General features: G+C 71.7%; 23 protein-coding genes. 18 read left to right on the forward strand and 5 right to left on the reverse strand.

The annotated features are described in order from the left end of the window. Window positions 1-41 precede the first annotated feature (41 nt). Window positions 42-404, forward strand: a complete 363-nt coding sequence (locus AB0E94_RS20335) for a DUF742 domain-containing protein (RefSeq protein WP_360328306.1) — start codon at window positions 42-44, stop codon at window positions 402-404. After that, on the forward strand, window positions 385-1,002 hold the full coding sequence (locus AB0E94_RS20340) for an ATP/GTP-binding protein (protein ID WP_360328308.1): 618 nt from the start codon (window positions 385-387) through the stop codon (window positions 1,000-1,002). Before AB0E94_RS20335 ends, AB0E94_RS20340 begins: the two co-directional genes overlap by 20 nt. A 24-nt stretch (window positions 1,003-1,026) precedes the next feature. On the opposite strand, the gene AB0E94_RS20345 is transcribed toward AB0E94_RS20340, so the two are convergent. After that, window positions 1,027-2,172, reverse strand: a complete 1,146-nt coding sequence (locus AB0E94_RS20345) for a uroporphyrinogen-III synthase (protein ID WP_360328310.1) — start codon at window positions 2,170-2,172, stop codon at window positions 1,027-1,029. 629 nt (window positions 2,173-2,801) lie between these two features. Between AB0E94_RS20345 and rplM the strand changes: the two genes are divergently transcribed. The 3 genes from rplM to glmM all read left to right on the forward strand — a co-directional run bounded on the left by rplM (window position 2,802) and on the right by glmM (window position 5,315). Then, on the forward strand, window positions 2,802-3,245 hold the full coding sequence (rplM, locus tag AB0E94_RS20350; protein ID WP_014440773.1) for a 50S ribosomal protein L13: 444 nt from the start codon (window positions 2,802-2,804) through the stop codon (window positions 3,243-3,245). 20 nt (window positions 3,246-3,265) lie between these two features. Then, window positions 3,266-3,790, forward strand: a complete 525-nt coding sequence (rpsI, locus tag AB0E94_RS20355) for a 30S ribosomal protein S9 (protein ID WP_360328311.1) — start codon at window positions 3,266-3,268, stop codon at window positions 3,788-3,790. A 172-nt stretch (window positions 3,791-3,962) separates the two neighbouring features. Beyond that, the gene (gene glmM, locus AB0E94_RS20360) at window positions 3,963-5,315 is read left to right on the forward strand and encodes a phosphoglucosamine mutase (protein ID WP_360328313.1); all 1,353 of its coding nucleotides are present in this window, start codon (window positions 3,963-3,965) and stop codon (window positions 5,313-5,315) included. Here glmM and AB0E94_RS20365 read toward each other — a convergent pair. Together AB0E94_RS20365 and AB0E94_RS20370 are read right to left on the reverse strand one after the other, a co-directional pair. Further along, complete coding sequence (locus tag AB0E94_RS20365; protein ID WP_360328315.1) at window positions 5,312-6,484, reverse strand: pyridoxal phosphate-dependent aminotransferase; 1,173 nt, start codon at window positions 6,482-6,484, stop codon at window positions 5,312-5,314. The two genes, glmM and AB0E94_RS20365, sit on opposite strands and share 4 nt — an antisense overlap. Before the next feature lie 24 nt (window positions 6,485-6,508). After that, window positions 6,509-7,264, reverse strand: a complete 756-nt coding sequence (locus AB0E94_RS20370; RefSeq protein ID WP_360328317.1) for an MmpS family transport accessory protein — start codon at window positions 7,262-7,264, stop codon at window positions 6,509-6,511. Window positions 7,265-7,445: 181 nt separating this feature from the next. On the opposite strand from AB0E94_RS20370, the gene glmS reads away from it, so the two are divergent. Next, window positions 7,446-9,326, forward strand: a complete 1,881-nt coding sequence (glmS, locus tag AB0E94_RS20375; RefSeq protein WP_360328318.1) for a glutamine--fructose-6-phosphate transaminase (isomerizing) — start codon at window positions 7,446-7,448, stop codon at window positions 9,324-9,326. A 20-nt stretch (window positions 9,327-9,346) separates the two neighbouring features. Here glmS and AB0E94_RS20380 read toward each other — a convergent pair whose 3' ends face one another. Continuing rightward, complete coding sequence (locus AB0E94_RS20380; RefSeq protein ID WP_360328320.1) at window positions 9,347-10,846, reverse strand: alpha/beta hydrolase; 1,500 nt, start codon at window positions 10,844-10,846, stop codon at window positions 9,347-9,349. Beyond that, window positions 10,843-11,124, reverse strand: coding sequence for a hypothetical protein (locus AB0E94_RS20385; protein WP_360328321.1), 282 nt, complete (start codon window positions 11,122-11,124; stop codon window positions 10,843-10,845). Before AB0E94_RS20385 ends, AB0E94_RS20380 begins: the two co-directional genes overlap by 4 nt. 166 nt (window positions 11,125-11,290) lie before the next feature. On the opposite strand from AB0E94_RS20385, the gene AB0E94_RS20390 reads away from it, so the two are divergent. The 12 genes from AB0E94_RS20390 to AB0E94_RS20445 are packed head-to-tail and all read left to right on the forward strand — an operon-like array spanning window position 11,291 to window position 22,591. Further along, window positions 11,291-11,668, forward strand: a complete 378-nt coding sequence (locus tag AB0E94_RS20390; protein ID WP_109598675.1) for a holo-ACP synthase — start codon at window positions 11,291-11,293, stop codon at window positions 11,666-11,668. Between the two features lie 22 nt (window positions 11,669-11,690). Continuing rightward, window positions 11,691-13,151 (forward strand): NAD(P)H-hydrate dehydratase, encoded by a 1,461-nt coding sequence (locus tag AB0E94_RS20395; protein ID WP_360328323.1) that lies wholly within the window; start codon window positions 11,691-11,693, stop codon window positions 13,149-13,151. 45 nt (window positions 13,152-13,196) lie between these two features. Further along, the gene (alr, locus tag AB0E94_RS20400) at window positions 13,197-14,318 is read left to right on the forward strand and encodes an alanine racemase (RefSeq protein ID WP_360328325.1); all 1,122 of its coding nucleotides are present in this window, start codon (window positions 13,197-13,199) and stop codon (window positions 14,316-14,318) included. Further along, the gene (locus AB0E94_RS20405) at window positions 14,315-15,397 is read left to right on the forward strand and encodes an alpha/beta hydrolase (protein WP_360328327.1); all 1,083 of its coding nucleotides are present in this window, start codon (window positions 14,315-14,317) and stop codon (window positions 15,395-15,397) included. Before alr ends, AB0E94_RS20405 begins: the two co-directional genes overlap by 4 nt. Further along, window positions 15,394-15,843 carry a tRNA (adenosine(37)-N6)-threonylcarbamoyltransferase complex ATPase subunit type 1 TsaE gene (tsaE, locus tag AB0E94_RS20410; RefSeq protein ID WP_360328328.1) on the forward strand — a complete coding sequence of 150 codons (450 nt, stop codon included), beginning with the start codon at window positions 15,394-15,396 and terminating at the stop codon, window positions 15,841-15,843. The genes AB0E94_RS20405 and tsaE overlap by 4 nt, the downstream gene beginning before the upstream one ends. After that, window positions 15,840-16,523: a uracil-DNA glycosylase gene (ung, locus tag AB0E94_RS20415; protein ID WP_360328330.1), complete on the forward strand. Its 684-nt coding sequence runs from the start codon at window positions 15,840-15,842 to the stop codon at window positions 16,521-16,523. Before tsaE ends, ung begins: the two co-directional genes overlap by 4 nt. 9 nt (window positions 16,524-16,532) lie before the next feature. Then, on the forward strand, window positions 16,533-17,315 hold the full coding sequence (gene tsaB / locus AB0E94_RS20420; protein WP_360328332.1) for a tRNA (adenosine(37)-N6)-threonylcarbamoyltransferase complex dimerization subunit type 1 TsaB: 783 nt from the start codon (window positions 16,533-16,535) through the stop codon (window positions 17,313-17,315). Then, window positions 17,312-17,752 carry a ribosomal protein S18-alanine N-acetyltransferase gene (rimI, locus tag AB0E94_RS20425; RefSeq protein WP_360328334.1) on the forward strand — a complete coding sequence of 147 codons (441 nt, stop codon included), beginning with the start codon at window positions 17,312-17,314 and terminating at the stop codon, window positions 17,750-17,752. The genes tsaB and rimI overlap by 4 nt, the downstream gene beginning before the upstream one ends. After that, window positions 17,745-18,797: a tRNA (adenosine(37)-N6)-threonylcarbamoyltransferase complex transferase subunit TsaD gene (tsaD, locus tag AB0E94_RS20430; protein WP_360328336.1), complete on the forward strand. Its 1,053-nt coding sequence runs from the start codon at window positions 17,745-17,747 to the stop codon at window positions 18,795-18,797. The genes rimI and tsaD overlap by 8 nt, the downstream gene beginning before the upstream one ends. A 9-nt stretch (window positions 18,798-18,806) precedes the next feature. Continuing rightward, on the forward strand, window positions 18,807-19,061 hold the full coding sequence (locus tag AB0E94_RS20435) for a hypothetical protein (RefSeq protein WP_317788646.1): 255 nt from the start codon (window positions 18,807-18,809) through the stop codon (window positions 19,059-19,061). Between the two features lie 42 nt (window positions 19,062-19,103). Next, window positions 19,104-20,816 carry an ABC transporter ATP-binding protein gene (locus AB0E94_RS20440; protein WP_360328338.1) on the forward strand — a complete coding sequence of 571 codons (1,713 nt, stop codon included), beginning with the start codon at window positions 19,104-19,106 and terminating at the stop codon, window positions 20,814-20,816. After that, window positions 20,813-22,591, forward strand: coding sequence for an ABC transporter ATP-binding protein (locus AB0E94_RS20445; protein WP_360328340.1), 1,779 nt, complete (start codon window positions 20,813-20,815; stop codon window positions 22,589-22,591). The genes AB0E94_RS20440 and AB0E94_RS20445 overlap by 4 nt, the downstream gene beginning before the upstream one ends. The last annotated feature ends 15 nt before the right edge of the window (window positions 22,592-22,606 follow it).

The raw sequence follows: 22,606 nt of genomic DNA on the forward strand, positions 1-22,606 counted from the left end.
GCCGGGGTTGATCGCCCTGGCGGAGACGAGGTGACCGCGACATGACACAGCCGCATGATCCCCGGGGCAACCTGGTGCGGCCGTATGCGGTCACGCGCGGCCGGACCGAACCGAGCCGGGACATCCCGATCGAGGCGCTCCTGTTCGCGAGTCCGCCGGCCGTGCAGGAGGCACGGTTCGCCGGACACGACAAGTACCGCATAGCCGTGCTGTGTGAGCCGAAAGCGATTTCGCTGGCCGAGCTCGCGGCGCACACCCGGTTGCCACTGGGGGTGACCCGGGTGCTCGTCGCCGACATGGTCGCCGACGGATTGCTACAGCTGCACAGTGCCGCTCCCAAGACCGGCTTCACGGAGCGGATGGACCTGCTGGGAAGGGTGTTGGGTGGACTTCGCAAGCTCTGAGGAGCGGCCGCGGCCGAATCCCGCCGAGATCACCTCCGCGAAGATCGTGGTCGCGGGTGGTTTCGGCGTGGGTAAGACGACTCTCGTCGGGGCGGTCTCCGAGATCGAGCCACTCACCACCGAAGCGGTGATGACGGTGGCCGGCCAAGGGATCGACGACGCCTCCAAGGTGCCCGAGAAGGGCAGCACCACCGTCGCCATGGACTTCGGCCGGATCACCATGGCCGAGGACCTGATCCTCTACCTGTTCGGCACGCCCGGGCAGACCCGGTTCTGGTTCATGTGGGACGAGCTGATCCGTGGTGCGGTCGGCGCGGCGGTGCTGGTCGACACCCGCCGGCTCACCGATGCGTTCGCGCCCCTCGACTACTTCGAGAACCGGCATCTGCCGTACCTCGTCGCGGTCAACTGCTTCGACGGCGCGCCCCGCTACGAGCCGGAGGAGGTCCGTGAGGCGCTGGCCATCCCGGCCCGGGTGCCGCTCGTCATGTGTGACGCCCGCCACCGGGATTCGGTGAAGTCGGTGCTGATCAGCGTGGTCGAGCACGCGATGGCGACTCTGGTGGCCGAGCACGAGCGGGCCACGCCGGTCGGCTGATCCGTCCGGGCCGGGTCCCGTCCGTCAGGACGGGATCCGGTAACCGCGTTTCACGACGGTCTGGACGACTCCGGGCACGGCCAGACCGGCCCGGAGCCGGGCCACCGCCATCTCGACGGCGTGCTCGTCGGCGCCACGTGGCAGGGCCTGGAGGAGAGCGGCACGGGACAGGACCCGGCCTGGGGAGTTGGCGAGCGCCCGGAGGACCGCCATCGGGGCCGGCGCCAGCGGGTGCAACTCGCCGTCGACCACCGCGGCATGGCCGCGGAGGGTGATCGAGTGTCCGGACACCTGAAGCGTCACGGCCCGTTTCGGCAATTCATCCACGATGGTACGAACCAGCGCGCTCAGCCGGGCCCGGCCGGGAGTGGCCACCGGTATGCCGTGGCGGCGCAGGGGCGCCGAGGTGACCGGTCCCACACACGCGGCCATCACGTCGTCGCGGAAGGCCTCCAGCAGAGTGTCCGTCCCCGGTCCGGCCGCACGCAGGACGGCCTGCACGGCGGCGGCTGAGGTGAACGTCACGGCGTCGACCAGGCGCCCCATGATCAGATCGGTCAGCCGGTGCAGCGGCGCCGGATCGGTCGGCGGTGCCCAGCGGTAGACCGGCAGCTCGATGACCCGGGCGCCGGCCGACTCCAGGGCCTCGGTGTACTCCGGCTGGCTCTCCCCGTGCAGTTGCATGGCGACGGTCAGGCCGGCCACGCCGCGGGCGGTCAGGTGCTCGACGACCTCCTCGTAGCCCTCACCCTCGGGGGACCACTGGTCGTGCAGCCCGGCCGCGCGGACCGCGGCCCGCGCCTTGGGCCCGCGGGCCACCAGGTAGGCCCGGGTGAGGATGGCGCGCAACGGCTCGCCGAGACCCCAGTTCTCCGCCGCCTCCAGCCAGCCGCGCATGCCGATACCGGTGTTGACCAGCACGATGTCGGGCGGGGTGTCGAGACAGGCACGGGTGGCGGCGCGTAGCTCGGCGTCGTCGGAGATCGGGACGATCCGCAGGGCCGGGGCCAGCACCACCCGGGCGCCGCGCGCCTCCAGGAGGGTGGCCAGCTCGTCCTTGCGACGGTCGGCAGTGACACCGATGGTGTAACCGGACAACGCGGCAGCCGGCTCCGCCAGGGCGGCCGCCGTCAGAACCGCCCGTCGGGCGCCCGGGGTCCGGTCGGTCATCCGATCCCCGGGTCGAGAAGTCGCGGCGTGGCCGAACGGTCCACCGAAGGGCACGCTCGAAGCCCGCCGTCCTCAGCGTAGACCCGCTCCCACGTCACGCTTGCGTTCCTCGCCATGCCTCCGTCCGGGGCACGCCGCGACTCCTCTTCACCGAACCGGCGAGCCGGCTCGGTGAACACCGCCAGGTCCGTCCTCAACCCTGACGGCGGTCTCTCCATGGTGCGCCACGAGGCGCGGCATCGGCCAATGCCGGGCCGCGTCGTTGTGAGCTCCGCACCGATGGCCATGCACCGAAGCGTGCCGGGGTGGAATTTCCTACGAGCGTCCCATTTGTTTCGAGCCTGCTAAGTCGGACCGATGTGCCGCGTGCGACCCGCTGTGAGGTCGCACGCCGCGCGGAGTATGCTGGGCTCGTTTGGAGTTCATCGGGCTGAGGGTTTGCAACCAGAACCTTCGCCGGATGTTTTATGCCCTGAACACTGCCTGTTTTGACCACGCGCCGCGCAGCCGGGTATCGTTGCCTGCTGTTGTGCGACTGATGCGAGTGGTCCCTCTGCGGGGTTGCTTGACGCATCTGCTCGATGCGGCCAGCGCGCACCCTCAGACCGACGACGAGACAAGGTAATTCTGTGCGTACGTACAGCCCGAAGCCGGGTGAAATCGAGCGTCAGTGGCACATTATCGACGCTTCTGACGTCGTTCTGGGTCGCCTGGCCACCCACACCGCGAACCTCCTGCGTGGCAAGCACAAGCCGACGTTCGCGCCGCACGTCGACACCGGCGACTTCGTAGTGATCATCAACGCCGGCAAGGTCGCCCTGACCGGCAACAAGCGGCAGACCAAGGTCGCCTACCGCCACTCCGGCTACCCGGGTGGTCTGAAGCAGGTCGGCTACGAGGAGCTGCTCACCAAGCGCCCCGAGAAGGCGATCGAGCTGGCCGTCAAGGGCATGCTCCCGCACAACAAGCTCGCGCGGCAGATCATCAAGAAGCTGAAGGTCTACCCGGGCGCTGAGCACCCGCACGCCGCTCAGCAGCCCCAGCCGTTCGAAATCAAGCAGATCGCGCAGTGAGCGCGGGAGAAGGCAGCAGCATGTCCGACATCATCGAGCCCGAGGTCGTCGAGGCCGAGACCGAGACCGTCGAGGCCGTCGTCGAGACCGTCGAGGAGCCCGCTGAGACGGTCGTCGTCGTCGAGACTCCCGCGCCGGCCCGCGTCGTCCGTCCGGGTGGACGTCCGATCCAGACCGTCGGCCGCCGCAAGGAGGCCATCGTCCGGGTGCGTCTCGTGCCCGGCAACGGCAAGATCACCTGCAACGGCCGTGACCTCGAGAACTACTTCCCGAGCAAGGTCAACCAGCAGCTCATCCGCGAGCCGCTCGTCACCGCTGAGCGGACCGAGCAGTTCGACGTGATCGCGAACCTCCGTGGTGGTGGCATCACCGGCCAGGCCGGCGCCCTCCGCCTCGCGATCGCCCGCGCCCTCATCGAGAGCGACCCGGACGACCGCCCCGCCCTGAAGAAGGCCGGCTTCCTGACCCGTGACGCTCGGGTCAAGGAGAGCAAGAAGTACGGTCTCAAGAAGGCCCGTAAGGCTCCGCAGTACTCGAAGCGCTGATTTTTGCGCCTCGGTCCGTATCGACGGCCGAGTACGCCCCTTTTCTCAAGGGACGTGCTCGGCCGTCGATGTTTAGGTTCGACTCCCTCCCCAACTAGCCGTTCCGGTACTCGTGACCAGCCGAACAGTGATGCAGGCTTGAGGTCGCTATCACCGGTGAAAGGAAGCCGCCATGGGGCGACTCTTCGGCACGGACGGCGTTCGCGGCCTCGCGAACGGCGAGCTGCTCACTCCGGAACTGGCCCTCTCGGTCGCCGTCGCGGCGGCCCGGGTGCTGGTCGAAACGGACGGCAGCCATCCGCCCCTCGCCATAGTGGGGCGTGACCCCCGGGCCAGCGGCGAGATGCTCGAAGCCGCCGTCGTCGCAGGGCTGGCCAGTGCCGGAGCCAACGTGGTCCGAGTCGGGGTGCTGCCCACACCGGCCGTCGCCTACCTCGTCGGGCAGACCAACGCCGACCTCGGCGTGATGATCTCCGCGTCGCACAACCCGATGCCCGACAACGGGATCAAGCTGTTCGCGGCCGGCGGCACCAAACTGCCGGACGAGCTCGAAGAGCGCATCGAGAAGGCGATCGAGGACGGCCACGGGCTGGTCGGCCGCCCCACCGGCGCCGGGATCGGCCGGGTCAACGACCTGCTCGACGGCGCCGAGTACTACATCAAGCACCTGGTCGAGTCGATCCCGCACCCGCTCGCCGGGCTCAAGGTCGTGGTCGACTGCGCGAACGGGGCGGCCAGCGAGGTCGGGCCGGTGGCGTACCGGGAAGCCGGCGCCGAGGTGATCGCCATCCACGCCGAGCCGGACGGGCTCAACATCAACCTGGACTGCGGCTCCACCCACCTCGACTCGCTCCGGGAGGCGGTCCTCCGGGAGGGCGCCGACCTCGGCATCGCCCACGACGGCGACGCCGACCGTTGCCTGGTCGTCACCGCCGCCGGTGAGGTCGTCGACGGCGACCAGATCATGGCCATCCTGGCGCTGGCCATGCGCGACGCCGGCACCCTCACCGACGACACCCTGGTCGCCACCGTGATGAGCAACCTGGGGCTGCGCATCGCCATGAAGCAATCAGGCATCCGGCTGCTGGAGACCAAGGTCGGCGACCGGTACGTGCTGGAGGAGCTGCAGAACGGCGGCCTCGCCCTCGGCGGCGAACAGAGCGGCCACATCGTGATGCCGGCCTTCGCCACCACCGGCGACGGCGTGCTCACCGGCCTGCACCTGATGTCACAGATCGCTGCGTCCGGCAAGTCGCTCGCCGACCTGGCCGCCGTGGTGCACAAACTGCCGCAGGTGCTGATCAACGTGAAGGTCGGCAACCGGGACGCGGGCGCCTCCGCCCCGACCGTGCAGGCCGCCGTCGCGCTCGCCGAGAACGAGCTCGGTGAGACCGGCCGGGTGCTGCTGCGGCCGTCCGGCACCGAGCCGCTGGTCCGGGTGATGGTCGAGGCCGCCACCGAGGACCAGGCCCGTGCCGTGGCCGAGCGGATCGCCGACGAGGTGCGATCGGCCAGCCCGGCCTAGCTCTTGAGCCTGCGCACCGCCTCGTCGATCACGTCGGGGCGTTTGCAGAAGGCGAAGCGGATGAGGTGCCGGCCCGCGTCCTGATGGTCATAGAAGACCTGGGTCGGCACCGCCACCACGCCGGAGCGGGCGGGCAGCGAACGGCAGAACTCGACGCCGTCGGTCCCGCCCAGCGGGCGGATGTCGGCGGTCACGAAATACGTTCCGTAGGACGGGAACACGCCGAACCCGGCCTCGCGCAGTCCGGCCGTCAGATGATCCCGGTTCGCTCGCATCCTGGCGTTGAACTCGGTGAAATACGCGTCAGGGAGCCCCAGCGCGACCGCCACGGCCGGCTGCAACGGCGAGGCGTTCACGAACGTCAGGAACTGCTTGACCCGCTGCACCGCGGAGACCAGTCGCGCGGGCCCGGTGGCCCAGCCGACCTTCCACCCGGTGCAGGAGAAGGTCTTGCCCGCCGACGAGATGCGCAGCGTGCGTTCCCGCATCCCGGGCATGGTCGCGAGCGGGACGTGCTCGCCTTCGAAGACCAGGTGCTCGTAGACCTCGTCGGTGACGGCGAACGCGTCGTACTCCTGGCAGAGCTCGGCGATCAGCGCCAGTTCGTCGACCGAGAAGACCTTGCCGGTCGGGTTGTGCGGGGTGTTGAGCAGAACCAGCCGGGTGCGCGGCCCGAACGCCGCCCGCAGCGCCGCCTCGTCGAACTCGTACCGCCCGCCCATCTCCGGCCGCAGCGTCACCGGCCGCCGGACCGCCCCGGCCAGCGTGATCGAGGCGGCGTACGAGTCGTAGTACGGCTCGAAGCACACCACCTCGTCGCCCGGCTCGCAGAGCGCCAGGATCGCCGCCGCAATCGCCTCGGTTGCGCCGGCGGTGACCACGACCTCCCCGTCGGGATCCCGGTCGAGGCTCCAGAACCGCTGCTCGTGGGCGGCGATCGCGTGCCGCAAGGCGGGGATGCCGGCCAGCGGAGGGTACTGATTGGCCCCGCTCGCCAGCGCCTCGGCGGCCGCGGCGAGCATCTCCGGCGGCCCGTCGGTGTCGGGGAAGCCCTGTCCGAGGTTGACCGCCCCGGTCCGGACCGCGAGCGCCGACATCTCGGTGAAGATCGTCGTGCCGAACGGGCGCATCCGTTCGACGAGCGGATCCGCCGGGGTCGAGGTGGTCACCGTGCTCCCTGGGCTGCCGTGTGATCAGTAGAGGACGAGGTCGTAGCAGTTGGCCGTGGCCAGGCCGCCCTCGGCGGTGTGCTCGGCGACCGCCTTGCCGTCGACGGTGGCCCGGCAGCTGATCGAACCCGGGTCGACGCTGGATCGGATCGCGATGACCGAGATCACCGACGGGTTCTTCATCGTGGTCGTGATCTTCCACGGCAGCTTGACGTTGCCGACCCGCTTGGGCGTGCCGTCCAGCTTCTCCATGTAGAAGATCTCGGCCGGACCGTCGCCGCTCACCTCATACGTCACCGAGATCTCCTTGCCCTCGCCGAGGCCCGGAATGTCGGTGGGCAGCGCCGGGAGGTCGGGCAGCGCCGGGAAGTCCGGCACGCCGGAGGGCAGCAGATCGGGGAAGGTCGGGTCGGTGATCGGCTCGGCAGCCTTCTTGGCCTCGTCGGTGACCTCCTCGACCTTGTCGACGGCCCGGTTGACCAGGATCACCGACGCGGTCACCACACCGCCGCAGAGCAGCAGCGTGATGGCCAGGACCAGGGCGATCAGCGGCGCCTTGCTACGGCGCGGCGGCCGGCCGTAGCCGGGCTGCGGCGGATAGCCCGGCTGCGGGGGATAGCCGGGCTGCGGCGGGTAGCCGCTGTTCGGGTCGTAGGGCGGCGGCTGCGCATAGCCGGGATCGGAGCCGACCGGCGGGAACTGAGCGGTCGGGGGGTAGTCGGGCGGCGGCGTGAAATGCGGTGGGCGTGGTGGCTGCCGCGGCTCGTTCGGATCGCTCATCTTTCCTCCCGGTGGGGCACCGTCTTCCGACGGTACGCCAGCGCCGCACGGCGAGGTTCAACCACCCGTACGGCCGACAGAGGCGACGACCTGGCTCGACTAAGGTTCCGATCACATATGATGCTCATAAGCGGGCCTCGCGAGCATGACTGGTGAGCGAAAGTCGGTTAGGCTGCCCGTCATGTGTGGGATCGTGGGTTACGTAGGTAATCGTCCGGCATTGAGTATCGTCATCGATGGGCTCCGCCGACTTGAATACCGCGGTTACGACTCCGCGGGCGTCGCCATCATCGACGGCGGCCTCAAGACCGAGAAGAAGGCAGGCAAGCTCGCCAACCTGGAGAAGGCGCTGGCCGAACGGGCCGGCGACGGCATCGAGGCCGGCGTCACCGGCATCGGCCACACCCGCTGGGCCACCCACGGCGGCCCCACCGACCGTAACGCCCACCCGCACGTCTCCGCCGACGGCCGGGTCGCCGTCATCCACAACGGCATCATCGAGAACTTCGCCCGCCTGCGCGTCGAGCTCGAGGCGACCGGCGTCGAGTTCCGCAGCGACACCGACACCGAGTGCGCGGCCCACCTGCTCGCCGCCGAGATGCGCAAGCTGCGCGAGTCCGGCGCCGCGGACGGCCCGGCCCTGCTCGCCGAGGGCATGCGCCGTGTCGCCAACCGGCTCGAAGGCGCGTTCACCCTGCTCGCCGTCGACGTCGAGGTGCCCGACGCGGTGGTCGCCGCCCGGCGCAACTCACCGCTCGTGGTCGGCCGCGGCAACGGGGAGAACTTCCTGGCCAGTGACGTCTCCGCGTTCATCGAGCACACCCGCGAGGCGATCGAGCTGGGCCAGGACCAGGTCGTCCTGATCACCCCGGCCGGCATCGAGATCACCGGCTTCGACGGCTCGCCGGCCACCGGCACCGAGTTCCACATCGACTGGGACGCCTCGGCCGCGGAGAAGGGCGGCTACGAGTACTTCATGCTCAAGGAGATCGCCGAGCAGCCGCAGGCGATCGCCGAGACGCTGCTGGGCCGGCTCTCCGAGCGCGGCGAGATCATCCTGGACGAGGTCCGTCTCACCGACCAGGACCTGCGTGACGTCGACAAGGTGTTCATCGTCGCCTGCGGCACCGCCTACCACGCCGGCATGGTCGCCAAATACGCCATCGAGCACTGGGTACGCATCCCGTGCGAGGTGGAGCTGGCCAGCGAGTTCCGCTACCGCGACCCGATCCTGGACCGGTCCACCCTGGTCATCGCGATCAGCCAGTCCGGCGAGACGATGGACACCCTGATGGCGATCCGGCACGCCAAGGAGCAGAAGGCCCGGGTTCTCGCCATCTGCAACACCAACGGCTCCACCATCCCGCGCGAGTCGGACGCCGTCCTCTACACGCACGGCGGCCCGGAGATCGCGGTGGCCTCCACCAAGGCGTTCCTCACCATGCTGGTCGCCTGCTACCTGATCGGCCTGCACCTGGCCCAGATCCGCGGCGTGATGTATGCCGACGAGGTCGCCGCCGTGGTGTCGCGCCTGCGCCGGACCCCGGACAACCTGCGTGACCTGCTCGGCCGGATGGAAGAGGTGCGTGCCCTGGGCCGCGACCTCAAGACCGCCTCGACGATGCTCTTCATCGGCCGGCACGTCGGCTTCCCGGTGGCGCTGGAGGGCGCGCTCAAACTCAAGGAGCTCGCCTACATCCACGCCGAGGGCTTCGCCGCCGGCGAGCTCAAGCACGGCCCGATCGCCCTGATCGACAAGGGCACCCCGGTGGTCTGCGTGGTGCCGTCCCCGCAGGGCCGCGGCGTGATGCGGGACAAGGTCGTCTCCAACATCCAGGAGGTACGCGCCCGCGGCGCCCGCACCATCGTGATCGCCGAGGAGGGCGACGAGGACGTCCGGCAGTTCGCCGACCACCTGATCTACGTGCCGCACACGCCGACGCTGCTCGCCCCGCTGATGACCACCGTGCCGTTGCAGATCCTCGCCTGCGAGATCGCCTCGGCCCGCGGTTACGACGTCGACCAGCCCCGCAACCTGGCCAAGTCGGTCACCGTCGAGTGACCGGCCGTTGAAGCGCCGGCTCACGGCGCCCCGCCCAGGGTGATCCGGGCGAGGGCGTCGAGGGCCGGCCCGCCCCGGTCCCAGTAGCCCAGGTGGCCCGCGTCGAACTGGCTGGCGAAGACGTGGGCGCCGAAGCCCGGCTCGCTCGGGTTCCGCCCGAACCACAGATGTTTCCGGCCGTCCGGCAGGACGTCCCGCGGGGCGACCGCGAACTGGATCGGGTCGGTCGGCGACGTCGTCGACCACACCCGGTCGGCGGGGAACCGCAGCTCCGATACCGAGTCCACGCCGACACCGGGTGAGCCGACGAAGACCACGCGGTCGGCGCGCAGCCCACCGGCGGCGGCCGCCTCACCCACCACCAGCGAGCCGTAGCTGTGCCCGAGCACCGTCTGATGCGCCGGGCCGCCCTCGTGGGTGGCCCGCAGCGCCTCCTGGAAGCGGATCAGCTCCGCAGCGCCATCGCGCGCCTGACGGTCCGAGGCGGCCTCGTGCACGAAATCCGGGGCGTCGTAGCCGAGCCACAGCACCGCGCTCGCCGGCTCGGCCGGGCCCAGCTCACCGGCACGCACCGCGACCCGCTCGGCCCGGGTCAGCTCGCCACCGAGCGACTTCAGATCCGAGGTCATGCCGGGCACGTGCGTGAGGACGTGCGCGGACCGGTCCGGGTCGCCGAGGGCGACCACCGCACGACCCTCACCATCAAGACCCAGATCGATCAGGTACGCCCGGGGCGCGCCCTCCTCCGCCAGGCGCGCGGTCAGCCGGTCCAGCCCGTCGCGCAGATCACGGACCCGGCCCGGGCCGGCGCCGGCGGTCCGCATCCGGTCCAGTTCGAGCCGGGCGTCGTCGAGCAGCAGCCGGTTCGCGATGTCACGGTCGGCGATCGGGATGCCGTCGGCCCCGGCGAACGCGGCCGGGGAGGCGACCAGCAGCCACGTGCGCTCGGCCGGGGAGAACTGCTCCCACCAGCGCCGGACCTCGTCGGGCGGGGCGGTGCACGGCGGGAACGTCGCCGGCGCCGGGGGAGAGGCGAGCTCGGCCAGGGCGGTGAGCCGGGTGGCGGCGGTGCGGTCCGCCTCGGCGGCGACGGCCAGGGCGCTGGACAGAGCACCGGTGACGGCCCGGACCGCCTCATCCGTGCCGGGGTGGCCGTGGACCGTACCGTAATCGTCGATTTTCAAGCCGTGACCTCGCGCCGTCGCGCCTGCCCGGTCGAGAAGCGCGCGGGCCCGGCGCAGGGCCGCGCCGAATTCGCTGAGCGCCTGGTCGGCCCGCCAGCAGACCACCCGGAAATACGCCGCGCGGCGGCGCAACGCGCCGAGCGTGGCCAGGGCGGCCTCGGCCGCCGCACCCGACCATGAGCCGCGCAACCGGTTGAGCAGGTCGCCGAACTCGGTGCACAGCGCGCCGGCCAGGGCCGCCCACCGGCGCCAGGTCAGCGCGGTGGCCAGCCAGCGGTCCGGGTCGGTGGCCCGGAGCCTCGCGTAGGTGACCGCGGACGCGTCGGCGGCGTTCATCGGGCCAGCCTGGTCGCGACCCGGGTGTCGGTCTCCTCGTAGGCCGCGGCGGCCTCTCGGATCCGGGCGGCCGTCTCGGCGGTGTTGTGGCCCAGCGTGATCACCAGGCGGCGGGCGGAATCGGCGGCGAACGCGGTGGCGGTGGTGGTCGCCCAGCGCGGCGCCGCGTCGGCGACCGGGGCGGCGGCAGCGGCGCCGGTGACCCGGTCGGCGAAGGCGGCGATGGCCGTCGCGTCCCGGTGCAGGCCCACCGTGTCGACCTCAAAATCAGGATTCATCGGGCAAACCTCCTGGAGGGCGAGGGGATGCGACGACGTTAGAGGCTCGCGGAGGCCGCCCGGGACAGCCTGTGGACGACCGTCCACAGGCCTTGCGCCCGCAGACGGCGTCCTGATAGGCGGGCGGCCCCGGGAAAGTGACCGGATGCGCCGATAGGGTGACGTTGTGATCGTGTCTGTCGGCATCGACGTCGTCCTGGTGGAACGCTTCGCCCGCGCGCTGGACCGGACTCCGCTGCTCGCGGACCGGCTCTTCACCGAGGCCGAGCGGCTGACCAGGTCCGGGAACCCGCGGTCGGCCGAGTCGCTGGCGGCCCGGTTCGCGGCCAAGGAGGCGGTCGCCAAGGCGCTCGGCGCACCCGTCGGCATGCGATGGCACGACTGCGAGATCGTCACCGATCCGGACGGCCGGCCGTGGTTGACCGTCTCCGGTACGGTCGCCGCCGCGGCGACCGAGCGTGGCATCGGTCGATGGCACCTGTCCCTGTCGCACGACGGCGGGATCGCCTCGGCGATGGTGGTCGCCGAGGCGGGAAGCGAGTGATCGCCGACAACTAGGAGGAACCTTGCGCCAGGCGTGGCGGGTCAGCGATGTGCGGGCGGCCGAGAAGAACCTGATGGCGACCCTGCCCGAGGGCACCCTCATGCAGCGGGCGGCCGCCGGTCTGGCCCGGCGCTGCGCCCTGCTGCTGGAGGAGACCGGCGGGGTGTACGGCGCACGCGTCCTGCTGCTGGTCGGCAGCGGTGACAACGGCGGCGACACGCTCTACGCCGGCGCCGCGCTGGCGAAACGGGGCGCCCAGGTACGCGCCCTGCTGCTGACGCCGGGGCGGGTGCATCTGGCCGGTCTGGCCGCGCTGCGCCAGGCCGGCGGCTTCACCACCCGTGACCTGCCGACCCGCGCCGACCTGGTGCTGGATGGCATCGTCGGGATCGGGGCGAGCGGCGGGCTGCGCTCCGAGGCGGCGGCGATCGTGCGGGAGATCGGCGGCCTGCACGGCCGGACCGGCGATCGGGCCGTGGTGGTGGCCGTCGACGTCCCGAGCGGTGTGACCGTGGACACCGGCGACGTGCCGGGTGAGGCGGTGACCGCCGACGTCACGGTGACCTTCGGCTGCCTCAAGCCGGCCCACGTGCTCGGCCCGGCCGCGGTCCGCTGCGGCCAGGTCGATCTGGTGGACATCGGCCTCGGCCCGGCCCTGACCGGTGACCCGGCGGTCCGGGTGCCGGACGTCACCGACATCGCCGGCTGGTGGCCCCGGCCCGGCGCCACCTCGGACAAGTACACCCGTGGCGTGGTCGGCCTGGCCACCGGCTCGGCGTTCTATCCCGGCGCGGCTCTGCTCTCCACCGCGGGCGCGCTGGCCGGCCCGTCCGGCATGGTGCGGTACGCGGGCAGCGCCCACCGCGAGGTGGTCCGCGCGCACCCGTCGGTGGTGGTCGCGGACCGGGTGGCCGACGCCGGCCGGGTGCAGGCCTGGGTCTGCGGCTCCGGGCTCGGCGCCGGCGACGAGGCCCGGACCGAGCTGCGCAGCGTGCTCGCCACCTCGTTGCCGGTGCTGCTGGACGCGGACGCGATCAACCTGCTGGTCGGTGGCGAGCACGCCGACGACCTGCGCCGGGACGCCCCGCTGGTGCTCACCCCGCACGACGGCGAGTTCAAGCGGCTGGCCGGGGAGGCGCCGGGCGCGGACCGGGCCGGAGCGGCCGCGCGGCTGGCCGTGTGGACCAACGCCGTGGTCCTCCTGAAGGGTGACCGGACCATCGTGGCCACCCCGTCCGGGCAGATCTGGGCCAATCCCACCGGCAGCCCGGCTCTGGCCACGGCCGGCAGCGGGGACGTGCTGGCCGGGCTGCTCGGGTCGCTGCTGGCGGCCGGGTTGCCGGCGGTCCGGGCTGCGGTCGCCGCCGCCTACGTGCACGGGCTGGCCAGCCGCCGGGCCGCCGAGGACGGGCCGGTCACGGCACCGGACGTGGCCGCCGCACTGCGTTCGGTGCTGGCCGATCTGCTGGCTCACCCCGCCTGAGGACTGTCCGGCGGAAATTGTCATACGCCTCAGTAGGGTGGAGGCATGTGGCAGGCCGAAGTCCGCGTCGATCTGGACGCCATCCGGGACAACGTCGCGATGCTGCGCGCCCGCACCTCCGCCGAGGTGCTGGTGGCGGTCAAGGCCGACGGCTACGGCCACGGCCTGGTGCCGGCCGGTCGCGCCGCGCTGGCCGGCGGCGCCACCTGGCTCGGCGTCGCCACCCTCGACGAGGCGCTCACGCTGCGCCGGGCCGGTGTCGAGGCGCCGGTGCTGGCCTGGCTGCTCAGCCCCGGCCTGCCGCTGCACGAGGGCGTCGAGGCCGGTGTCGATCTGGGCGCCGCGACCACCGGCCTGGTCGACGAGCTGGTGTCGGCCGCCCGCCGGGCCGGGCGCCCGGCCCGCGTGCATCTGAAACTCGACACCGGCCTGGCCCGCGGCGGCGCCGGCTCGGCCGACTGGCCGGCCCTGCTGGAGGCGGCGGCCAAGGCGCAGGCCGACGGCGACATCGAGGCGGTCGGGGTGTGGAGCCACTTCGCCTGCGCCGACGAGCCCGGTCACGAGTCGATCGACAGGCAGCTGGCCGCGTTCCACGAGGGCCTGGCCCTGGCCGCGACCTACGGCATCGCCCCGCGCTATCGCCACATCGCCAACTCGGCGGCCACCCTGACCCGGCCTGACACGCACTTCGACCTGGTCCGGGCCGGCATCGCGGCCTACGGCCTGTCGCCGATCGCGGGCGAGACCTACGGGTTGCGCCCGGCCATGACGGCCCGTGCCCGGGTGGCCCTGGCCAAGCGGGTTCCGGCCGGTCAGGGTGTGTCCTACGGGTTGACCTACACGACTCCGCGGGAGACGACGCTGGCCCTGGTTCCGCTCGGCTACGGCGACGGTGTGCCCAGGCACGCGTCGAGCGCCGGCCCGGTGCGGGTCGGTGGCACGACGGCCCGGATCGCCGGGCGGGTCTGCATGGACCAGTTCGTCGTCGACGTCGGTGACGAGCCGGTCCTGCCGGGTGACGTGGCGACCCTGTTCGGGCCGGGTGACGACGGCGAGCCGACCGCAGACGACTGGGCGGCCGCCACCGGCACGATCAACTACGAGATCGTCACCAGGTTCGGCAGCGGCCGGGTGCCACGCCACTACGTCGGGGAGGCGGCCCGGTGAGAAGCGGGTCGACGAGGCGGTCGCGGGTCGCCAAGAACGCGGGCATTTTCGGGGCTGTGGTGGGCGTCGCCGCGGCCGGTCTGGCCACCGCCTTCGCGGTGGAGCGGGCGCTGGTCCGTCGCTCGGTCAACGCACCCGGTGACCCGTTCGTCGAGGAGCCGTTCGGCGACCAGCCGTTCGATCGGGAGCTGACCGTCACCGCCGCCGACGGCACCGACCTGCACGTGGAGATCATCGAGCCGCCGAGCGCGCCGGGTGAGCCGACGATCGTCTTCGTGCACGGGTTCGCCCTGGACATGGGCACCTTCTACTTCCAGCGCAAGGTGCTGGCCGAGCGGGGCTCACACCGGATGGTCTTCTACGACCAGCCGGGCCACGGCCGGTCCAGCAAGCTCAAATCCGGGACATATGACCTGGCCGCCCTGGGCCGGTCACTGGCCGCGGTGCTGACCGAGACCGTGCCGGAGGGCCGGATCATCCTGGTCGGGCACTCGATGGGCGGCATGACGATCATGGCGTTCGCCGAGCAGTTCCCGGCCTGGTTCGGTAACCGGGTGACCGGTGTGGTGCTGATCTCCACCTCGGCCGACCTCTTCGAGAAGGCAAAACTCGGCATCACGAACGTGGTGGCCCGGGTGAGCGCCCCGTTCTTCCCGCTGTGGGACAAGGCGGCGCAGCTCGGCGGCGGCACCATCGACCGGGCCCGGGTGGCCTCCTCCGACCTGGCCTGGCTGCTGACCCGGCGGTATGGGTTCGGCGAGGCCAAGCCCAGCCCGTCGCTGGTGACCTTCGTGGAGAGCATGAATTCGAAGACCTCCGCGGAGACGCTGACCAAATATCTCCAGACCCTCTACACACACCACCGCTCACCGGCGCTGTCCGCTCTGCGGGGCGTCCCGGTGCTGGTCGTCGTCGGCGACCGTGACTACCTGACCCCGGTCACGCACTCCGAGCAGATCATCGAAAACCTGCCGGAGGCCGAGCTGCTGATGATCGAGAACAGCGGTCATGTGGTGATGCTGGAGAAAGCCGATCAGGTCAACGCGGCGCTCATCCCCTTCCTGGAGAAACTGACGTGAAACTGGCGACTGTCGAGGACACTCGCGAGTTCGGGCGGCGGCTGGCAGCCGTGCTCCGGCCCGGCGACCTGGTGCTGCTCACCGGTCCGCTGGGGGCCGGCAAGACGGCCCTGACCCAGGGCATCGGCGCCGGGCTCGGCGTGCAGGGCCCGATCACCTCACCGACCTTCGTGATCGCCCGGGTGCACCGGGGCCCGGTGCCGCTGGTGCACGCGGACGCATATCGGCTGGGCGACCGCCCGGACCCGCGCGCCGAGATCGACGACCTGGATCTGGACGCCTCGGCCGACGACGCGATCACCGTCGTCGAGTGGGGTGTCGGCCTGGTCGAGCAGCTCAATGACGAATACCTACAGGTCCGGCTGGACCGGCTGGACGACGACACCCGCACTGTCGAACTGTTGCCGCACGGCGGCGACTGGGCACACCGACTGGAGACCATGTGAACCTGACCGAGCAGCTGCCGGCCGAGTGGCGCGCCGAGCTGTCCCCCCACCTCGACGCCGCCGCGACCACCGCCCTGGGGGAGTGGGTGGCCGGGGAGTACGCCACGGAGACGATCTACCCACCGGTGGAGGACCTGTTCGCGGCGTACCGGTTGTGCTCGCCGGCGCAGACCCGGGTGCTGATCCTGGGGCAGGACCCGTATCACGGTCCCGGCCAGGCGCACGGTCTCAGCTTCAGCGTGCGCGAGGGGGTCCGCCGTCCGCCGTCGCTGAGCAACATCTTCAAGGAGCTCAACGAGGACCTGAATGTGCCGAAGCCGCCGGGTGGCGACCTGACCGGCTGGGCGAAACAGGGTGTGCTGCTGCTCAACGCGGTGCTGACGGTCCGGGCGGGCAAGGCCGGGTCGCACGGCAACAAGGGCTGGGAGGCGTTCACCGACGCCACGATCAAGGCCCTCAACGAGCGTGACGAGCGGATCGTGTTCCTGCTCTGGGGCAGCTATGCGAAAAAGAAGGCGGCGCTGGTCACCAACCCGGTGCACGCGGTTCTGGAGGCCGGTCACCCGAGCCCGCTGAACCGGGTCGGGTTCCTCGGCAGCCGTCCGTTCAGCGCGGCCAACAAGGCCCTGGCCGACGGCGGTCGGCCGGTCATCGACTGGGACCCGAAGGCCACCGTCTAGGGTTTCGCTGTGCTGGTACTGGCCTTGGACACCGCAACTCCCGCGTCGACGGCGACGCTCGTCGAGGTGACCCCGGACGGGCTGTCCGGGATCGCCGAGCGCCGCACCGTCGATCCGCGCGCGCACGGGGAGCGCCTGGCCCCGGAGATCGCCGCCGTGCTGGCCGACGCAGGGCTGCGGCCACGTGACCTCACCGCGATCGTGGCCGGGCTCGGGCCGGGGCCGTTCACCGGTCTCCGGGTCGGGCTGGCCACGGCGGCGAGCATGGGGCAGGCGCTGGGCATCCCCACCTACGGGGTGTGCTCGCTGGACGGGCTGGGCCGGGCCGCGGGGCCGGGGCGGGTGCTGATCGCGACCGATGCGCGGCGTCGTGAGGTGTATTTCGCGACGTATGCCGACGGGGAGCGGGTGACCGGCCCCGAGGTGGCGAAACCCGCCGACGTGGCGGGCCTGCTGCAGGGCGCGGTGGGCGGGGCGCTCCCGGCGGGCCTGCTGGTCGGCGCGGGCGAAACGGCGGGTAAGGAGACAGGCGAGCCGGTCCGGGGCGGAGACCACGCCGGAGCCACGGTGGCCGGGCTCGTTGATCGGTCGGCGGGCGAGGGCGCCTTGAAATATGGGGACCTGTTCGGCGTACCCGTCGAGGAGCATCTGCTCTATCCGCCGGGTGCCGCGCTGGTCGCGCTCGCTGCCGATCGCATCCGTGGGGCCGCGCCGAGCGAGATCCTCACTCCGCTGTATCTGCGGCGGCCGGACGCGGTCGAGCCGTCCGCCCGCAAGCCGGTGCTGACGTGACGGAGATCGAGCGGTTCCGCTGGTGGCACATCGAAGAGGTGCTGCCGATCGAGGAGGACCTCTTCGGGCCGGAGAAGTGGTCCGCCGCGATGTTCTGGAACGAGCTGGCGACCGGCCAGTTCTACCTGGCGGCACTCGACGGCGAAGAGGTCGTCGGTTACGCCGGGCTGTCCGTCGTGGACGAGCACGAGTCCTGGGTGCAGAACATCGCGGTCCGCCGGGACGCCCAGCGGCACGGCCTCGGCCGGCGGCTGCTGGAGGCGCTGCTCGCCGAGGCGGCCCGCCGTGGCGCCCGCAAGACGCTGCTCGAGGTGGCCGTCGACAACGCGCCGGCGCAGCGGCTGTACGCGAGTTACGACTTCGAGCCGGTCGGTATCCGGCGCGGCTACTACCAACCCAGCAACACGGACGCCCTGGTGATGATGCGCGATGCGTGACGAACCCCTGGTCCTCGGGATCGAGACCTCCTGCGACGAGACGGGTGTCGGCATCGTGCGCGGGCACACCCTGCTCGCCGACGCGCTGGCGTCGAGTGTGGACCAGCATGCCCGGTTCGGCGGGGTGGTGCCCGAGGTGGCCAGCCGCGCGCACCTGGAGGCGCTGGTCCCGACCATGCAGCGGGCGCTGGACGAGGCCGGGGTGACCCTGGCCGACGTCGACGCGATCGCCGTGACGAGTGGTCCCGGCCTGGCCGGTGCACTGCTGGTCGGGGTGGCCGCGGCGAAAGGGTATGCGCTGGCCGCGGAGAAACCGATCTACGGCGTCAACCACCTGGCCGCGCACGTGGCAGTGGACACACTGGAGCACGGGCCGCTGCCCGAGCCGGCGATCGCGATGCTGGTCTCCGGCGGTCATTCGTCGCTGCTGCTGGTCGACGACCTGACCGCGGGTGTGACCCCGCTCGGCGCGACCATCGACGACGCGGCCGGGGAGGCGTTCGACAAGGTGGCCCGGCTGCTCGGGCTGGGTTTCCCGGGCGGGCCGATTATCGACCGGTCGGCCCGCGACGGCGACCCCGCCTCGATCCACTTCCCGCGTGGGCTGACCGCGGCGAAAGACCTGGCCGGGCACCGTTTCGACTTCTCCTTCTCGGGGCTGAAGACGGCGGTGGCGCGCTGGGTGGAGGCGCGGGAGCGGGCCGGTGAGCCGGTGCCGATCGCCGATGTGTCGGCGAGCTTCCAGGAGGCGGTCTGTGACGTGCTGACCGCGAAAGCGATCGACGCGTGCCTGTCCAACGGGGTGCAGACCCTGGTCATCGGCGGTGGCGTGGCGGCCAACTCGCGACTGCGGGTGCTGGCCGAGGAGCGGGCCGCGAAACACGGGATCGCGGTGCGTGTGCCCCGGCCGGGTCTGTGCACCGACAACGGCGCCATGGTCGCCGCGCTCGGGTCGCACCTGGTGGCCGCCGGGGTCGCGCCGAGCCGTCTCGATCTCCCGGCGGATTCGTCCATGGGTTTGACCGAGGTCAGTGTCCCGGGGTAGGAAGCGTTCATGATCGCGCGGATGTGGGAGGTGCGGGCCTCGCGCAGTGGCTTCAACGAGCTGCTGGCCTGGGTCTGCGACACGGCGGTGCCTGCCCTGGAGGTACTGCCACAACATGTGTCGAGTGACGTCTATTCGTCCACCGATCAACGCATCGTCGTCATCACCAAATGGCGCAACTCGCCGGAGAACCTGCGTACCCCGCCGGAAAACCTGGTGGCACGCGCTCCGCACGTCTGGGATTTCCACCCCGTAGACCGCTGACCAGTCGCAGTCGTCGCACCCCGGCCTTACCGTCGGGGCCTGATGCGAAGACTGCCTGTGCACGATCCCGGTATTCCCGACTTTCGATCCGCCACCCGATATCTCCTCTGGCTGATCAGGCGTTCCCGCCTGACGGTCACCGCCGCCGCGCTGCTGGCGATCACCTGGATGGGGTGCCAGGCGCTGGTGCCCGCGTTCGTCGGACGGGCCGTGGACGCCGCCGTCAACCGGGACGCGGCCACCCTGGCGGCCTGGGCGGCGCTGTTGCTCGGCGTCGGGCTGGTGCAGGCGTTCACCGGCATCGCCCGGCACCGGTTCGCGGTCACCAACTGGCTGTCGGCGGCGTTCCGGACCGTGCAGGTGGTGGTCCGGCAGGCGAACCGGCTGGGCGCCACGCTGCCACGCCGGCTCGACGCCGGTGAGGTGGTGGCGATCGGCACCACCGACATCACCCACATCGGCAGCGCCATCGACATCACCTCGCGGGGCATCGGTTCGCTGCTCGCCGTGATCACGGTCACCGTGGTGCTGCTGCACACCTCGGTGCCGCTGGGGCTGGTGGTGCTGCTGGGCGTACCGCTGCTGATGTCCGTGGTCGGGGTGCTGATCCCGCCGCTGCACCGGCGGCAGCGCGTCTACCGGGAACGGCAGGGCCACCTCACCGGGCGGGCCGCGGACCTGGTCGGCGGGCTGCGGGTGCTGCGCGGGGTGGGCGGCGAGGCGACCATGGCGGCCCGCTACCGGGCCGAGTCACGGGCACTCGGCGCGGCCGGGGTGCACACCGCGCGGATCGAGGCGCTGCTGGAGGCGGCCCAGGTGCTGCTGCCCGGGCTGTTCCTGGTGCTGGTCACCTGGCTGGGCGCGCGCTTTGCGGCGGACGGGCGGATCACCGTGGGGCAGCTGGTGGCGTTCTACGCGTACGCCGCGTTTCTGGTCGCGCCGCTGCGGCAGCTCACCGAGGCGATCGACAAGCTGACCCGCGGGCACGTCTCCAGCCGCCGGGTGGTCACCATGCTGCGCGAGCGCAGCGACCTTCCGGACCCTCCGGTTCCGGCGCCACTCCCGGCAGGCGATCTCTTCGACCCGATCTCTGGGGTACGGGTGACGCCCGGCCGCCTCACCGCGATAGCCGCCACGGCGCCCGTCGACGCGTCCCGGATCGCCGATCGACTGGGCCGGTACGCCGACGGCGCCACCCTGGGCGGTGTCCCGCTGGCCGGCGCGGCCCGGTCCGAGGTGCGCCGACGGATCCTGGTCGTCGACAACGAGGCCCGCCTGTTCTCCGGCAGGTTGCGGGCGGACCTCGACCCGTACCGCAGAGGGGCTTTGGATCCGGCCCTTGAAGTGGCGGCAGCCACCGAGATCGTCGACGGACTGCCGGACGGCCCGGACTCCGTGGTGACCGATCGCGGCCGGTGCTTCTCCGGTGGCCAGCAGCAGCGGCTGCGCCTGGCCCGGGCCCTGATCGCCGACCCGGAGGTGCTGGTCCTGGTGGAGCCGACGAACGCGGTGGACGCGTGGACCGAGGACCGGATCGCCGAGCGGCTGCGCACCGCCCGGACCGGCCGGACCACGGTGATCTGCACGAACAGCCCGCTGCTGCTGAGCCGGGCCGACCACGTGTGTTTCGTCGAGGACGGCCGGGTGATGGCGACCGGCACACACGCCGAACTGCTGAGCGCCGAATCCGCATACGCCGGTCTGGTCCGGCGTGGGAACGGGGCGGCGTCCGATTCGGGAGACGAGGAGAAGTGACCCGGTTGCTGCCGGTCGCGAGCGCCGCGCAGGCCCGCCGCTACGCCCGTGACCTGATCCACCAGTATCCGGGTCTGTTCCGGGCCACGATCTGCCTGCACGTGGCCGCCGCACTGACCGGTCTGGCCGCTCCCCGCCTGCTCGGTGAGCTGGTGCAGGGCGTCCACGACCGGGTCGCGATGTCCGAACTGGACCTGCTGGCGCTGGCCATCGGCGGGTTCGTGCTGGTACAGACGGTGCTGATCAGGTTCGCGCACGTGGCGTCGGCGCGGCTCGGGGAGCGGGTGCTGACCCGGCTGCGGGAGGAGTTCGTCGGCCGGGTGCTCGCGCTGCCGCTGTCCACGGTGGAGCGCGCCGGGTCGGGGGACCTGTTGACCCGCACCACCCGGGACGTGGACGCACTGTCCAACTGTGTCCGGTTCGCGGTGCCGGAGACACTCATCGCCCTGATCACTCTCGGGCTCGTGGTCGGGGCGTTGCTCCTGGTCAGTCCGATCTTCGCGGCGCCGCTGCTGATCGGTGTGCCGATCATGGCGGCCGGGACGCGGTGGTACCTGCGCTACGCGCCACGTGGCTACCTGCGGCAGAACGCCGCCTACTCGGACGTGACCGAGGGACTGACCGAGACCGTGGACAGCGCCCGAACCGTCGAGGCGTTCGGCCGTCAGCGGCAGCGGGTTGCTCGTACCGACCTGGACCTGCGGCGCTCCTGGCGGGCCGAGCGGTACACGCTGCACCTGCGGACCGTGTGGTGGCCGGTCATCGAGATCAGCTACGTGGTGCCGATGGTGCTGACCCTGCTGGCCGGCGGCTGGCTCTACCTGAACGGCCGGGTGACCCTCGGCGCGCTCACCGCCGCAGTGATCTACGTCCAGCAACTGGTCGACCCGCTGGACCGGCTGGTCGGCTGGCTCGACGAACTGGAGGTCGGCGCGGCCGCCCTGGCCCGGCTACTGGGCGTCACGGCCGATCCGGCGCCCGCGGTCACCGACGTCCCGGAACCGGCCGACAACCGGATCGAGGTACGCGGCGTGCGGTTCGCCTACGAGCCGGGGCGTGAGGTGCTGCACGGCGTCGACCTGGTCCTGGAACCGGGCGAACGGCTCGCCGTCGTCGGCGTCTCCGGGGCCGGCAAATCCACCCTCGGGCGGCTCCTGGCCGGGGTGCACCGGCCCACCTCGGGCCGCATCACGGTCGGCGGCGTGCCGCTGGACGCGCTGCCACCGGACCGGCTGCGCGCCGAGGTTGCCCTGGTCACCCAGGAACACCACGTCTTCATCGGGACCCTGCGTGACAACGTGGCGATGGTCCGGCCCACCGCGCAGGAGGGGGAGATCCGGGCCGCGCTCACCGCCGTACAGGCCCTGTCGTGGGTCGACGAGCTGCCGGACGGGCTGGACACGGTGGTCGGCTCGGGTGGCCTGCCGCTCACGCCGGCACAGGCACAGCAGGTGGCGCTGGCCCGGCTGGTGATCGCCGACCCGCACACGCTGGTCCTCGACGAGGCGACCGCCATGCTTGACCCGCGGGCCGCCCGGGATCTGGAACGCTCGCTCGCCGCCGTGGTCAGCGGCCGGACCGTGGTGGCGATCGCCCACCGGCTGTTCGCGGCACACGACGCCGACCGGGTCGCGGTGATGGCGGACGGGCGGATCGTCGAACTGGGGTCGCACGACGAACTGGTGGCCGCGGGCGGGGCGTACGCCGAGCTGTGGAACTCGTGGCAGGGCGGGGGCATGAAAAAGGCGCGCCCGGAAGGCGCGCCTTTTCCCTGAGCCGTCCTATCCCTG

The organism is Actinoplanes sp. NPDC026670 (genome assembly GCF_040638175.1).
Classification (GTDB): Bacteria; Actinomycetota; Actinomycetes; order Mycobacteriales; family Micromonosporaceae; genus Actinoplanes.